A 12,839-nucleotide genomic window follows, 5' to 3' on the forward strand; every position below is an offset into this window, starting at 1 on the left:
GAGCCCCTGCCCGGCATGCCACGTTCGGGCAACGCATCTCTTTCGGAGGACAATAGAATGGATATCCGCAACGAAGAAAATGCCTCGGGCGGCCGTTATGTCGTTGATGTCGAGGGGCATGAGGCCGAGATGACCTATTCCCGCACCTCGCCGAAGCTCATCATCATCGATCACACCGGCGTGCCGGACGCACTGCGCGGCAAAGGCGTCGGCCAGGCGCTGGCGCTGCACGCCGTCGAGGAAGCCCGCAAGGGCGGCTGGAAAATCTTCGCGCTTTGCCCGTTCTTCAAGGCACAGTCACAGCGCCACGACGAATGGCGCGACGTGGTGAACTGAGACCATTTGGCAAACGCCTGCCTACGGATTATCCTGTGGGTATCAAGAGGTGACAGATGGCACGCTTAACCGTATCGCTTTCCGATCAGCAGAGTGACTGGGTCGAAAGCCGCGTCAGCAAGGGCGACTATGCAAGCGCCGACGAGTACCTGCGCGACTTGATCCTGATGGACCGGACGCAGCAGGGCCAGGAGCTTTCGCTCGTCGAACTGGAAGAGATCATTGCCGCATCGCGGGTCAGCGGAACTGGCAAACGAACGGTTGATGAGATTTTCGCGGAGGCTGAAGCGCTCGTTGCTCGTCGCGCCGGTGCATCTTGAGCGGTTATGTCTTAACTGAACGCGCGGAACGCGACCTTCTTGCCATCTTTTTGAACAGCATAGAGCTCTTCGGAGCACCCCAAGCGAAGCGCTATCGGGACAGCGTTAAGAATTGTTTCGAGCTGATCGCTGAAAACCCGGATATGGGACGGCCCGCTAACAAGATTGGCCAAGGCGTTAGACGCCACGAGCACCAGAGCCACATCGTTCTCTACGACAAGGTTCCCGAGGGCGTTCGTATCCTTGCCCTCGTGCCATCGAGAAGCATTCGTCTGCTCAAACTCGGACCCTAAGAAAACACGAAAAGCCACGTATGACGGACCTTGCCCGTCATACGTGGCTTTTTCTTCGGCGATTCCCCAGGACGCCCAGGCGGCGTCCATCGCCAGACCGTTACGCCCGGGCGCGAATCGCGCCGTCGCGCTCCTCGAGGGCGGCTGCACGGGCATATTCTGCCTGCATCTCCTCGAGCGCCTGTTCCAGAGCCTCTTCCTGCATCTTCAACTCCTTGATGGAGACCTGAAGATTGTCGGCGCGCTGACGTGCGGCCTTGGCGAAGGTCGGGTAGGCGAAATGATTCGGGTCGGAAATGCCGGACTTCTTCTCTTCGACGACGATCTGGCTCTCCAGATCCTTCGTCATCCGTTCGAATTCAGACATCATCATCTGCAATTGCTGCAGCTGACGTCGTTTTTCGTTCACCTGAAATTCCTTCAGGCGAACTAGGCTCTCACGCGACTTCATACGCATTACTCCAGTGATGCGAGATCCCGGCTTTACTAAAACTGCCCCTTGCGCACCGCTTTGAGACGGTCTGCCCAAAAAATTTCCGTCGGTATTAACAAAAACCTACCGCTGGTAACCTTTCGTTTACGGGCATCGTTAATGATAGGTCCGATGATTTAAGGCTCGGTAAACATCACTACGCGATTTCCGAAACCTTTTCATTGCTGAGTCGAATGAATCGCTTAGCGGCCGTTCTTAATGTAAAAGTTAAGGAATCGGTCTTGCGAATTCTCGTTGGAAAACAGCGGAATGGACAAAATATTTAATAAATTCGTTACCTCTTGCCAGAGTGGAATAGAATTTGTTAACCATTTCGTGGCAGCTTCCAAATCACGCAGTGACATATTTCGGTATCGCGTAGGGGGCCAGACCACCTTTCGGCGGCGGTAAAGGGGATAATAATGCGGGTACTACTGATTGAAGACGACAGCGCGACCGCGCAGAGCATCGAACTGATGCTCAAGTCCGAAAGTTTTAACGTCTACACCACCGATCTCGGTGAAGAAGGCGTCGACCTCGGCAAACTGTATGATTACGACATCATCCTTCTCGATTTGAACCTTCCCGACATGTCCGGATATGAAGTGCTGCGCACTCTCCGCCTGTCCAAGGTCAAGACACCGATCCTCATCCTCTCGGGTATGGCCGGCATCGAAGACAAGGTCCGTGGTCTCGGCTTCGGCGCCGACGACTACATGACCAAGCCGTTCCACAAGGATGAGCTGGTCGCCCGCATCCACGCCATCGTCCGCCGTTCGAAGGGCCATGCCCAGTCGGTCATCATGACGGGCGAACTGATCGTCAACCTCGACGCCAAGACCGTCGAAGTCGGCGGCCAGCGCGTTCACCTGACGGGCAAGGAATACCAGATGCTGGAGCTGCTTTCGCTCCGCAAGGGCACGACGCTCACCAAGGAAATGTTCCTGAACCACCTTTACGGCGGCATGGACGAACCGGAATTGAAGATCATCGACGTCTTCATCTGCAAGCTGCGCAAGAAGCTTGCGAACGCTGCCGGCGGCGCCAACTACATCGAAACCGTCTGGGGCCGCGGCTACGTGCTGCGCGAGCCGGATGGTGCCGAATACGCCGAAAGCGCCTGATACCGCATTTCCCCTTTTGCCAAATTCAAAATCCCGCCTTCACGGCGGGATTTTTTCGTTTGCGATCTATCGTTTGGCCGCCCTCGCTAGGCGTCCTCTCTCATTCGAGGTCAGGTGGCCGGGCACTGGCAACGTCATTGGGCGCGCGCAAATCCCCGGGAGATGCCGGGCATAAGGTTTGAAACTGAAAATAGGTGGATTGTTACGCGGCGATCGCGCGGTTGCCGAAGACGGCGGTCAGGATCTTGCGGTCGAACGGCTTCAGCAGGAAGTCGGTCGCGCCTGCCCGCTTGCCGGCCATCAGCTTCTTCAGGTCGGCTTCGATAACGCAGTAATAAATCTTGACCTCTTTGCCACCATCCATGGCGCGGATGGTGGTGATCAGCTCTAGCGCACCTTCCATGCCGGAATCGACGATCAGGTAGTCGGGAAGTTCTATCTGGCAGGCAGACAGGGCTTCGGCGGCATTTGCCGCCTCGCCCACCAGGAAATCGAGCTCGGAAAGGATACGCTTGCCGACCTTGCGAACGACGTCCGAACTGTCGGTGATCATGAAACGCTGCATCACTGCTCCTTCGCCCCACTTCTGTCCCGGTGGCGCTTCCTCAGCCCGAAAGGATAGGTCGATTAGGCTAAGGAAGTGTTACCCGGAAAGAGACAATGCGCAGTCATGCAACCATAAGCTTAGGCCGCAACGGTTTCGGCTGTAAAAATAATCTCTTCGCCGGTTGCGCTGTGGCCGAGTTCCATGCCGCAATCGTCGGCCAGCAGAACGGTGTAATAGGGCTGGATCGAATGGGCATCGACCGCTTCCTCGATATTGCCCGAGGCAATCTCGACGAATTTAGGCGGCAGGCGCATCAGCTTGCCCTTGGCGACGATCTTGAATTTCGCGTCGAATTCCGGATTTTCGAGCGTCACTTCCAGCGAGCCGCCGCGCGGGATCGAGGAATAGGCGACCAAAAGCAGATTGAGCAGCAGCTTGACGCGGTTCTTGGCGACGATGGCGCGCGGACCGATCCAGGTGATCTCGGTCTTCTTTTCAGCCGCAGCGAAATCCTTGGCGGCGCGTTCTGCCTCGCCGGTGTCGATCGAGGCGCCGACGGAGCCTGAAGCACCGAAAGCGAGACGAGCGAACTTGAGACGCACAGAGGCATTCAGCGCGCTGGTGCGGATCAGATCCATGGCGTCGGCGTCGGCACCGCCCTCGTCGAGCAGCTCCAGACCGTTGTTGATTGCGCCGACAGGCGAGATGACGTCATGGCAGACGCGGCTGCAGAGTAGCGCGGCAAGATCCGGGCCGGTCAAAGTCAGATTGGGGTTCTTGGACATCATCGTCTCCTAATGGCGGTCAATTCATTCCGCCATATCTTGCCTGATCAAAATTGCACGAAGTTTGCGCCCGTACTCGGCGCCATAATGACACCATATTTGGTAAACCGATTGTTAAGGCGATCGGAGCAAAATGTATCAATTGCCGGAAACGGCTCATTGAACCGACCATGATGAACGGATGACACCATGCACCTTCAATCCCCAGGAAGATTTATGGGCTTCTGCCGGCTGCTTGTCGCGCTGACCATCTCTGCATTTATGCTCTCTTCGCAACAGGCTGCGGCCCAGCAGACCAATAGCAGCCAGTACACGGTCCAGGAAATCGTCGACGCCGGACACTCCTTCTTCGGCTCCACCAGCGGCGGTCTCGCCAAGGTCATCGAAGCTGCCTTCCAGAAATACGGCCTGCCGAACGGCTACATTCTCGGACAGGAAGGCTCCGGCGCCTTCATCGCCGGCCTCACCTATGGCGAAGGACAGCTGAACACCAAGAACGCAGGCGAGCATCCGCTCTACTGGCAGGGTCCGTCGCTCGGCATCGACTACGGTGGCCAGGGCTCGCGCGTCATGATGCTGGTCTATGACCTACCGTCTATCGACAGCATCTATGCCCGCTTCGGCGGCGTCAGCGGCCAGGCCTATGTCATCGCCGGCTTCGGCATGACGCTGCTCAAGAACAATAACGTTCTCGTCGTGCCGATCCGCACCGGCGTCGGCGCCCGTCTCGGCGTCAATGTCGGCTATCTCAAGATCACCCCCGGTCCGACGTGGAACCCCTTCTGATATGGAATGGACGGCGGGATTCTTCCCCGCCGTCACCCATCCGCCACTTGCCCCGCGCGCATTGCGTGCGTAATCATTGCTGCGACGCAAATCACTTTCTGGAAGCATTGACAGCGCCGTGATCGAATATGCTCTTCTGTTCGGGCTGGGTTTCCTGACTGCGGCCTTCCTGGTTTTCCTGGTGTCTCCTGCCATCCACCGGCGCGTCGTCTGGTACACGGAAAACCGGATGCGGGCGACGATGCCGCTCAGCCCACAGGAAGTGCGGGCGCAGAAGGATATGGTCCGCGCCCTCTACGCTGCCGACAATGCGCGCACGACGCAGGATCTTACCCGCGAGCGCGAAAAATCCCTCTCCCTGCAATTGCGGCATGACTCTTTGGCGCTCGACGGCGGCCGGTTGGCCGCCGAGATCAGCACCCTCCAGGGCCAGATCAGCGATCTCAACGTCGAAGCCGCCGAGCTGCGCTCGCATCTGCGCAAGGACGAGAACTATATCAGCCAGCTGAAGACCAGCCTGCATATCGCCGAGCAATCGAGCGCCCAGAAGGAAGGCGAGCTGGATGCGCTGCGCATCCGGCTGAACAAGCTTGCTGAACAGACAGACAATTTGAAGATCGACATGGCGGCACGCGAAACCGAGATCGAAAGCGTCAAATTCCGCGCCAATGCACTGCGCGACGAGCGCGACACGCTGCGCCAGGACGTTAACCTCCTGCAGAAGCGCGCCAAGGATGCCGAGCAGAAGCTGACCCAGCAGGAACACATGGTGATCCGCCTTGAAGACAAGGTGGCGCGCGAAACTGCTGCTGCGGCCGACAAGGACACGCTGCTTACCCGCCGCCAGCAGGAGCTCGCCAAGCTCAAGGAGCAGCTGAAAGGCACCAATTCCGAGCTGCGCAAGGCAGGCCGCGTCATCCGCGAGGCCGGCCTATCGGGTTCGCTGCTGAACGCGCTTCCCGATGCGGCACCAGCAACAGAGGAAGACGAAGGCATGGACCCGGCAGCCGCCGCAGCGCAGCTCGCCGAGGATGCGCGCGCCCGCAGCACCGACCTCTGTGATCGCATCCTGAAAGCGAGAACCGCCACTGGCAAAGACAGTGCGCTGCGTGAGGAAATCGCCTCGATCGCTGCCAAGGTCGTGGCGCTGACCGCGCTCAACGAGGGCGAGACATCTCCGGTTCGCAAGCTCCTGCCCGAAAATACCGGCAGCCTACAGGCCGAGCGGTTGAACCTCGCGGCCCGCACGGCAACCATTCTATCCGAACAGAAATAGGCTCAGAGCCTGCGGGCGGCCGACGCCATGGAAAACAGGGCGATCCCCGTTGCCGTCGCGACATTCAGGCTATCCAGCCCTTCGGATTGCGGGATCCGGGCACTGCGGAAGCGCGAGAGGATCGCCTCAGGCAACCCCTCCCCCTCGGTTCCGGCCACCAGCGCCATGCGCGGCGAAGCCGGGATATCGCGGATATCGACCTCGCCACGCGGCGACAGCGTCCAGATATCGAAGCCGCGCCCAGCAAGGCCGCCAAGCAGATCGAGTGCGGACCCGCTGCGTTCATAGGGAACGCTGAGCACAGAGCCGACCGAGACGCGCAACGCCTTGCGATAGAGCGGATCACAAGAGGTTTCGTCGAGGAAGATCGCGTCCGCCTTGAACGCTGCCGCATTGCGGAACATCGAGCCGGCATTGTCGTGATTGGAGATGCCGCATCCGGCAATAACCAGCGCCTGTTCCGGTAGCCGGTCGATCAGACTTGTCGCCGGCGCGAGCTTCCTGCCGAGCGCCAGCACGCCGCGATGTAGATGAAAGCCGACGATGCCATCAAGCGTGGCGGCATCGGCGATGTAGACGGGCACGTCGCTGGGAAACTCGGCCAGGATATCGTCCACGCCCGCCGCCCGGTTTGCGAGCAACAGGATCTTCTCGGCCGCGAACGTGCCGCGCCGGTGGGCCTGCGCCAGCATGCGCAGCACCACTGTTCCCTCGGCGATGAAACGGCCCTGACGCCCCGTCAGGTCACGCTCGCGGATCTCGCGAAACTCCGCGATCCTCAGATCGGCGGGATCATCGATCGTGACCGGAGCAGCCGCCATGGCTCAATTGCCGGCGATGGCGATATCGGCGACGGTATGGCCCGTCCTGGTATCGACGACGATCGCGCGGTGCTTGCCATCGCTACCCTGACCGTAGAACAGGATCTGGCTGCCCGAAAGCGAGGTCGACTGAACCGCGAAGCCAGCCGGCAGCGAAACCGTGCCGCTGACCGGCGAATCCGTCGGAACGCCGTTCGAAGCAACAGCAGGCGCGCCTGCCGGTGCAGGCCGCGTCACCTTGTAGACAACCGCGCCGAAGACCGCCATAAGGCTCACGAACATGATGGCGCCGGAAACGATCTGCAGGCGAACCATCTTGCGCCGGACGCTTTCCATTGCCGGGTCAAGGGGCTTGTCTTCCTGATCGTCTGGTTCGATTTGCGTCATTACGGTGTCCTATGAAAACGTCGGAGAAGAAGCGACTTGAGCGACCCCTTTAAACAAGCATCCGGCATTAGGAAAGTCCTGACGGCAGATGAGAGCGCAACGGGCCGCCTCGACGCATGGCTGACGGCCCAGCTTGGACCCGAGTTTTCGCGCAGCCGGGTGAAGGTGCTGATCAAGGAAGGCCAGCTTCTCGTCAACGGCGCCCTGGCGACCGATCCGCAAAAGAAGGTCCGCGCCGGCGATACCTACGAGATGCTGCTGCCCGAGCCGGAAGATCCGGAGCCCAAGGGCGAGAACATCCCGCTCGACATCCTCTACGAGGACGACGACGTCATCGTCATCTCCAAGCCATCGGGCCTCGTCGTCCATCCGGCCGCCGGCAACTGGACCGGCACGCTGGTCAACGCGCTGATCTATCACTGCGGCGACAGCCTTTCGGGCATCGGCGGCGTCAAGCGCCCGGGCATCGTCCACCGGCTCGACAAGGATACGACGGGCGTGATGATCGTTGCCAAGAACGATATCGCCCACCGCCATCTGTCGGCGCAGTTTGCCGACCACGGCCGGACCATGCCGCTGGAACGCGCCTATCAGGCGATCGTCTGGGGCCGTCCGCGCTCGCTGGCAGGCACGATCGACGCGCCGCTCGGCCGCGGCACCGGAGACCGCACCCGCCGCGAAGTAAAGCGCCCCGGCAATCAGGAAGCCGACGAGGCGATTACCCATTACGAAGTGCTCGAACGCTTCCAGGAGACGCCGGACGCCCTGTCGCTGGCTTCGCTGGTCGAGTGCCACCTGGAAACCGGCCGTACCCACCAGATCCGCGTCCACATGGCCCATATCGGCCATCCGCTGCTCGGCGACACCGTTTATGGCGCCGGCTTCAAGACCAAGGCAAACAAGCTTCCCGATGCCGTCCGCAAGGTGGTGAACGGCTTCACGCGTCAGGCGCTCCACGCCTATATGCTGCAGTTCGAGCACCCGCGCACTGGCGAAGTCATGCGCTTCGAAGTGCCGCTGCCGGACGACATGATCGAGCTCGTCGAGGCGCTGCGGGCAGCGGCGCCATAACGCCTTCGTGAATGCTCCGGTGGCCTTGAACCCCTGTTCGGCCATACTTATCTGTATATGGACTTAGTGCGGGCTCAGCTTTGAGCCGCACGTCCCGGTTTGCCTTTAACGACGCGGGGACGCGTTCCATCGGGAACCGGAATCTATATAGGAGGGTGCAATCATGGCCCGTAATAACCTGCCATCCATTACGGCCGGCGAAGCCGGTCTTAACCGTTACCTCGACGAAATCCGCAAGTTCCCGATGCTGGAGCCCCAGCAGGAATACATGCTCGCCAAGCGCTATGCCGAACATGGCGACCGCGACGCTGCGCACAAGCTCGTCACCAGCCACCTGCGTCTCGTCGCCAAGATCGCGATGGGCTACCGTGGCTATGGCCTGCCGATCGGCGAAGTCGTCTCCGAAGGTAACGTCGGCCTCATGCAGGCCGTGAAGAAGTTCGACCCGGAACGCGGCTTCCGCCTGGCAACCTATGCCATGTGGTGGATCAAGGCCTCGATCCAGGAATATATCCTGCGTTCGTGGTCGCTCGTGAAAATGGGCACGACCGCCAATCAGAAGCGCCTGTTCTTCAACCTGCGCCGCCTCAAGGGCCGCCTGCAGGCGATCGACGAAGGTGATCTGAAGCCGGAACACGTCTCCGAAATCGCCACTAAGCTGAAGGTGTCGGAAGAGGAAGTCGTATCCATGAACCGCCGCCTGTCCGGCGACGCATCGCTGAACGCCTCGATCAAGGCGTCCGAAGGCGATAGCGGCCAGTGGCAGGACTGGCTGGTCGATGATCACGACAGCCAGGAAGAAGTGCTGATCGAGCAGGACGAGCTCGACACCCGCCGCCGGATGCTCTCCAAGGCGATGTCGGTACTCAACGAACGCGAACGCCGCATCTTCGAAGCACGCCGCCTCGCCGAGGATCCGGTGACGCTGGAAGACCTGTCGTCAGAATTCGACATCAGCCGCGAACGCGTCCGCCAGATCGAGGTCCGCGCCTTCGAAAAGGTCCAGGACGCCGTCCGCAAGGAAGCGCTCGACATGGCCAAGGCCGTGCGCGTGGTGGAAGCCAGCGCGTAAGCGCCTGCAGTAGAACAACAATTGAAAAAGGCGGGCCAATGGCCCGCCTTTTTTGCAATGTGGAAGCGCTGGGCTTCACGATACCATGTCAGCAATGATCGCCGATGCTGGAAAGAAATTTGCGGAGTTGTTCCAGTTGTTCCGGCAATGCGGCCGCGCCTTCCTGCAGTGCTTGTTCAAGCGCCTCCCTGGACGGATAGACTTCGTGGAAGGTCAACAGGGTTTTCCCGCCCTGATCCTCGAAGGTCACGGTCGTGATCGCGCCCTCTTCGCCCTCGTCATTGGTCCAGACGATACGCTCGTTGGGCACGACCTCGAGATACTTACCGTAGAAGGCCATGGTATCCGAACCGCCAGTGCCGAATTCAAGCCGATATTTGCCGCCGGTCCGAACGTCCATGTCGCACGATACGAGCGAAACCCCGCCCGGCGCCGATTCCGGCACCCACCAGCGCTGAAACAGCTCCGGCTGGCTCCACGCCCTGTAGACCGTGCTCGGCGGCGCATTGAATGTTCGCGTAATGACGAGTTCGCGATCCCCTTTGCGCTGGACTGACGTGGGGTTCTGCGCGCCTGTACTCTCAAACTGCTCCTTCATCGCTTCCTCCCTGTTGTATTTCGTTGATGATTTCATCCAACGCGTCGAAACGGGCCTCGAAGAGCTTGCGGTGCGCCTCTATCCACTCCGCCTCCGCCTTGAGGCCGCGTTTTCCAAGCCTGCAGGTTCTCACCCTTCCAACCTTCTGTGTGACGACAAGCCCGGCCCTCTCAAGAACCTGGACGTGCTTCTTCATGCCAGTCAGCGTCATCTGAAAGGCATCAGCGAGACTGGTAATAGATGCGTCCCCATGACCGAGCAGATCGATGATCCCACGGCGTGTTGCATCGGAAAGCGCCGCGAACGAGAGATCAAGAGGAGGAGCTATATACTGAACCATATAGTTCAGTGTTGTAATCTGCTTAGACGAGAAGCGCAAGCGTTCCCCGCGATTCTGACTATTCGCTATGTCCCTTTCCAACGCGCGGATTCGACCGAGTTCGAAAATTCGACACTCGTAATCGTCCCGCCAACCGCGGTTCGTGGATAGAACTGGAGATGTTTCCCGCGCGTGAACGGCAGGCGGTCCCCGCAGGAACCGCCTCGTTTTGTGGCTACCAGCCAGATTTTACTGGCTGGTGCTGACGTCGCCGAGGGCGGTCCAGCTGCTGATCGCGGTGTTGAACGCGGCGCCGCCGGTCGAACCCTTCTGCATGGTGATCAGGGCACGGCGGCCGTTGCGGTAGGTGATCGGGATGTCGATCCAGTCGCGGGTGGCGAGCAGGTCGAGGTTCGACTTGCGGGCGTCCGGATAGTCGTTCAGGGCGATCATGTGGAAATCGTCGGTGATCTTGGCCGGAACGGCGATCAGCGCGTCGCCGCGGTCCTGCTCGGTCCGCTTCATCGAGATGCGCTGAACGCTGTCGATCTTACCGCCTTCAAAATTCGGCGGTACCGAGAAGACGATTTCGACCAGATGGCTGGCGGGCAGCGACGGGTCGGAATTGCGCTTGAAGGTCACGAGAGCCGAGAGATTGCGCTCGGGAACGGTGACGTTGCCCTGCACCGTCGCCTCATCCTTGCCGTTGGCGCCCTTCTCGTGCTGGACGCTCCAGACGACCGAACCCTGGATCGCCGTCGGCGAGCTCTGGCCAATACGCTCCTCATAGAGGAACATCTTTTCCGATGCGCCGACCGGTGTCTGCGTCTGCGCGGCAGCCGGGGCCGGCGCATCCGTTGCAGGTGGCTGCTGTGCATTGGCAGCGCCCGGCTGCGCCGCAGGCGTAGCCTGTGCCTGTACGGCCGGGGCGGCAGAAGCGACGCTCTGCTGCGCAACCGACTTGCCTTCGGCTGTCGGTGTCGTGGCGACCGTGGCGGGACCCGGATCCGTCTCGCTGCCGTCGGCCATCAGGCGCTGGTTGAACTTGTTGCTGACCGACGCGCCGTCATCCACGGCGGCAACCTGCTTGTTGCTTTCAGCCGGGGCTGCGGAGCTGTCGTTGGCCGCAGGAGCGGTGCCCGATGCCGGCGCGGTGGTGGGCGGCGTCGTGGTCGCTGCGGGTTTCGTCGTTTCGGCGGTCTTCGGCGCCGAGCTGATCAGGCCATTGACCATGGCGTTCAGCTCGTCGCGCTTCATCCACGCCGCGTAGCCGCCACCGCCAAGCACGGCGAGAGCAACGAGCGTACCGATGATCCTGCCGGAGCCGAAGCGGCGGCGCTTCGGCTCCATGCGGAAGTTCTTGTTCTGCAGCTTGGCAGCGACAATCTGGTCGATATCGGCAACCGGTGCCGTATCGTCGTCGTCATTGGCAACGCTGCCGCGGCGGCCGTAGCCGCGAAGCGATTCGGCTTCCTTCCACTCGCTGCCGGGCACATCGGGTGCCGGTTGCGCGGGCGCTGCCTTGTTGCCATGCACTTCGGAAAACAGATCGGAATCGTCGCCATGCGGTGCCGCTGCGGCCTTCTTGGGCGCATCGATCGGCGGCAGGTCGTCGAAGGCTGCCGCTTCCCATGAGAAGCCTTCGTGCGCCGGAGGCATCTTGGCGGGCTCCGGCACAGAGCTCAGACCCGACAGCGCCTCTTCGAAGGCGCGGGCGCCGGAATCGGCATTGGCCGCAGGCGCAAGGCTGGAGAAGTTGTGCAGTTCCTGATCGGCCCAGACCGTTTCTGCATCCTTCGGCGGCTCGGCGGGCGCCTCGGCAACGGGCTCGCTCCACACAGGTTCGAAACGCCCGGCGGCATCGCTCTGCAGCGGCTCTTCCTGCGTCTGCTCGACAAATTCCTGCGGCTTCTCGAACGAGGCGAAAGGCTCAACCAGGCGGTTGGCCGGATTATATTCGCTGGCGCGAAGCGGCTCGACGGCTTCCACCGGTTCCGGTTCGGCGTGATGTTCTTCGAAGACTGCGGTTTCGGCGGCAACGTGGTGTTCCGGCTCGACCGGCTCTTCGTGCTGCGGGGCGTGCCAGGTTTCAGCAGGCGCGTCCTCGGCAGGCTGCTGCCACGGCGCAGGCTCTTCTGCGTGCACTTCGGGTTCGGCGGCGGGTGCCGCTTCTTCATGATAGATGGGCTGCGGCTCTTCGTAGGCAGGCTCGGCGGCGGCAGGCTCTTGGTGGGCGACAGGCTCCTCGTAGGCGGAATGCTCTTCCGGAGCGGCGTCTTCAACCGGCTCGGCCCCAGCATGCACTGGCTCTTCGACCGGCGCTTCCGCTGCCGGCTCTTCGTAGACGGGCTCGGGGATGGCCTCGGCAGCGGCTATAGGCTCAAGCGCTACGGCGTTGTCGTCCGGCAGCGCCTCGGCATGCTCGGCCTCGACTTCACGAATGGCGGCATCCAGCTTTTCAAGCTGCCGTTGCAACATCGCTTCCGGCGGACGCGGCTTCATGTTTTCGAGCTGCCGCTGCACTGCGCCGCGGGCCCGCTCGTAAACCTTCACCCGCATCTCGGGCGTATTTTCGGTCAGACCGTCAACGGCCCGCCGGATGACTGCAATAAAATCCGCCATTCGTACTTTC

At 61.0% G+C, this 12,839-nt stretch carries 16 protein-coding genes; 8 read left to right on the plus strand and 8 right to left on the minus strand.

Annotation, left to right across the window (positions count from 1 at the left end; translation table 11 throughout):
• Positions 1-57: 57 nt before the first annotated feature.
• The 3 genes from AC1DIJ_RS23165 to AC1DIJ_RS23175 are packed head-to-tail and all read left to right on the plus strand — an operon-like array spanning position 58 to position 949.
• On the plus strand, positions 58-336 hold the full coding sequence (locus AC1DIJ_RS23165) for a GNAT family N-acetyltransferase (RefSeq protein WP_112390405.1): 279 nt from the start codon (positions 58-60) through the stop codon (positions 334-336).
• A gap of 56 nt (positions 337-392) precedes the next feature.
• A complete protein-coding gene (locus AC1DIJ_RS23170; protein ID WP_112390404.1) occupies positions 393-656 on the plus strand; it encodes a ribbon-helix-helix domain-containing protein in 264 nt (87 codons plus the stop codon).
• A gap of 50 nt (positions 657-706) precedes the next feature.
• Positions 707-949 (plus strand): type II toxin-antitoxin system RelE/ParE family toxin, encoded by a 243-nt coding sequence (locus AC1DIJ_RS23175; RefSeq protein ID WP_477831567.1) that lies wholly within the window; start codon positions 707-709, stop codon positions 947-949.
• A gap of 100 nt (positions 950-1,049) precedes the next feature.
• On the opposite strand, the gene AC1DIJ_RS23180 is transcribed toward AC1DIJ_RS23175, so the two are convergent.
• Positions 1,050-1,400 (minus strand): flagellar export protein FliJ, encoded by a 351-nt coding sequence (locus AC1DIJ_RS23180; RefSeq protein ID WP_112390402.1) that lies wholly within the window; start codon positions 1,398-1,400, stop codon positions 1,050-1,052.
• 443 nt (positions 1,401-1,843) lie between these two features.
• Between AC1DIJ_RS23180 and ctrA the strand changes: the two genes are divergently transcribed.
• A complete protein-coding gene (gene ctrA, locus AC1DIJ_RS23185) occupies positions 1,844-2,545 on the plus strand; it encodes a response regulator transcription factor CtrA (RefSeq protein ID WP_112390401.1) in 702 nt (233 codons plus the stop codon).
• A gap of 202 nt (positions 2,546-2,747) precedes the next feature.
• Here ctrA and AC1DIJ_RS23190 read toward each other — a convergent pair whose 3' ends face one another.
• Entirely contained in the window at positions 2,748-3,110 is a 363-nt protein-coding gene (locus AC1DIJ_RS23190) for a response regulator (RefSeq protein ID WP_112390400.1), read from the minus strand.
• Positions 3,111-3,229: 119 nt separating this feature from the next.
• Positions 3,230-3,877, minus strand: a complete 648-nt coding sequence (gene chpT / locus AC1DIJ_RS23195) for a histidine phosphotransferase ChpT (RefSeq protein WP_112390399.1) — start codon at positions 3,875-3,877, stop codon at positions 3,230-3,232.
• Between the two features lie 189 nt (positions 3,878-4,066).
• On the opposite strand from chpT, the gene AC1DIJ_RS23200 reads away from it, so the two are divergent.
• Together AC1DIJ_RS23200 and AC1DIJ_RS23205 are read left to right on the plus strand one after the other, a co-directional pair.
• The gene (locus AC1DIJ_RS23200; RefSeq protein WP_112390398.1) at positions 4,067-4,663 is read left to right on the plus strand and encodes an EipA family protein; all 597 of its coding nucleotides are present in this window, start codon (positions 4,067-4,069) and stop codon (positions 4,661-4,663) included.
• 118 nt (positions 4,664-4,781) lie between these two features.
• Entirely contained in the window at positions 4,782-5,939 is a 1,158-nt protein-coding gene (locus AC1DIJ_RS23205) for a coiled-coil domain-containing protein (RefSeq protein ID WP_162706084.1), read from the plus strand.
• A gap of 2 nt (positions 5,940-5,941) precedes the next feature.
• On the opposite strand, the gene AC1DIJ_RS23210 is transcribed toward AC1DIJ_RS23205, so the two are convergent.
• Both AC1DIJ_RS23210 and AC1DIJ_RS23215 read right to left on the minus strand, forming a co-directional pair.
• Positions 5,942-6,760: a TrmH family RNA methyltransferase gene (locus tag AC1DIJ_RS23210; RefSeq protein ID WP_112390394.1), complete on the minus strand. Its 819-nt coding sequence runs from the start codon at positions 6,758-6,760 to the stop codon at positions 5,942-5,944.
• Between the two features lie 3 nt (positions 6,761-6,763).
• A complete protein-coding gene (locus AC1DIJ_RS23215) occupies positions 6,764-7,147 on the minus strand; it encodes a hypothetical protein (RefSeq protein WP_112390393.1) in 384 nt (127 codons plus the stop codon).
• A gap of 36 nt (positions 7,148-7,183) precedes the next feature.
• Here AC1DIJ_RS23215 and AC1DIJ_RS23220 point away from each other — a divergent pair, with 36 nt between their 5' ends.
• Both AC1DIJ_RS23220 and rpoH read left to right on the plus strand, forming a co-directional pair.
• On the plus strand, positions 7,184-8,218 hold the full coding sequence (locus AC1DIJ_RS23220) for an RluA family pseudouridine synthase (protein WP_112390392.1): 1,035 nt from the start codon (positions 7,184-7,186) through the stop codon (positions 8,216-8,218).
• A gap of 163 nt (positions 8,219-8,381) precedes the next feature.
• Entirely contained in the window at positions 8,382-9,290 is a 909-nt protein-coding gene (gene rpoH, locus AC1DIJ_RS23225; RefSeq protein ID WP_112390391.1) for an RNA polymerase sigma factor RpoH, read from the plus strand.
• 88 nt (positions 9,291-9,378) lie between these two features.
• On the opposite strand, the gene AC1DIJ_RS23230 is transcribed toward rpoH, so the two are convergent.
• The 3 genes from AC1DIJ_RS23230 to AC1DIJ_RS23240 form a co-directional block, all read right to left on the minus strand.
• The gene (locus tag AC1DIJ_RS23230; protein WP_112390390.1) at positions 9,379-9,888 is read right to left on the minus strand and encodes an SRPBCC family protein; all 510 of its coding nucleotides are present in this window, start codon (positions 9,886-9,888) and stop codon (positions 9,379-9,381) included.
• Positions 9,872-10,228, minus strand: a complete 357-nt coding sequence (locus AC1DIJ_RS23235; protein ID WP_112390462.1) for an ArsR/SmtB family transcription factor — start codon at positions 10,226-10,228, stop codon at positions 9,872-9,874. Before AC1DIJ_RS23235 ends, AC1DIJ_RS23230 begins: the two co-directional genes overlap by 17 nt.
• Before the next feature lie 228 nt (positions 10,229-10,456).
• Entirely contained in the window at positions 10,457-12,829 is a 2,373-nt protein-coding gene (locus AC1DIJ_RS23240) for a ribonuclease E domain-containing protein (protein WP_112390389.1), read from the minus strand.
• Positions 12,830-12,839 lie beyond the last annotated feature (10 nt).

The sequence above is a fragment of the Rhizobium sp. 10N427 genome (genome assembly GCF_056394605.1).

Bases quoted from the DNA above. Each gene is read 5' to 3' on its own strand.
- AC1DIJ_RS23165 (WP_112390405.1), top strand. From the start codon at position 58: ATGGATATCCGCAACGAAGAAAATGCCTCGGGCGGCCGTTATGTCGTT.
- ctrA (WP_112390401.1), top strand. From the start codon at position 1,844: ATGCGGGTACTACTGATTGAAGACGACAGCGCGACCGCGCAGAGCATC.
- chpT (WP_112390399.1), bottom strand. From the start codon at position 3,877: ATGTCCAAGAACCCCAATCTGACTTTGACCGGCCCGGATCTTGCCGCG.
- AC1DIJ_RS23170 (WP_112390404.1), top strand. From the start codon at position 393: ATGGCACGCTTAACCGTATCGCTTTCCGATCAGCAGAGTGACTGGGTC.
- AC1DIJ_RS23240 (WP_112390389.1), bottom strand. From the start codon at position 12,829: ATGGCGGATTTTATTGCAGTCATCCGGCGGGCCGTTGACGGTCTGACC.
- AC1DIJ_RS23230 (WP_112390390.1), bottom strand. From the start codon at position 9,888: ATGAAGGAGCAGTTTGAGAGTACAGGCGCGCAGAACCCCACGTCAGTC.
- AC1DIJ_RS23235 (WP_112390462.1), bottom strand. From the start codon at position 10,228: ATGGTTCAGTATATAGCTCCTCCTCTTGATCTCTCGTTCGCGGCGCTT.
- AC1DIJ_RS23200 (WP_112390398.1), top strand. From the start codon at position 4,067: ATGCACCTTCAATCCCCAGGAAGATTTATGGGCTTCTGCCGGCTGCTT.
- AC1DIJ_RS23215 (WP_112390393.1), bottom strand. From the start codon at position 7,147: ATGACGCAAATCGAACCAGACGATCAGGAAGACAAGCCCCTTGACCCG.
- AC1DIJ_RS23190 (WP_112390400.1), bottom strand. From the start codon at position 3,110: ATGCAGCGTTTCATGATCACCGACAGTTCGGACGTCGTTCGCAAGGTC.
- rpoH (WP_112390391.1), top strand. From the start codon at position 8,382: ATGGCCCGTAATAACCTGCCATCCATTACGGCCGGCGAAGCCGGTCTT.
- AC1DIJ_RS23210 (WP_112390394.1), bottom strand. From the start codon at position 6,760: ATGGCGGCTGCTCCGGTCACGATCGATGATCCCGCCGATCTGAGGATC.
- AC1DIJ_RS23180 (WP_112390402.1), bottom strand. From the start codon at position 1,400: ATGAAGTCGCGTGAGAGCCTAGTTCGCCTGAAGGAATTTCAGGTGAAC.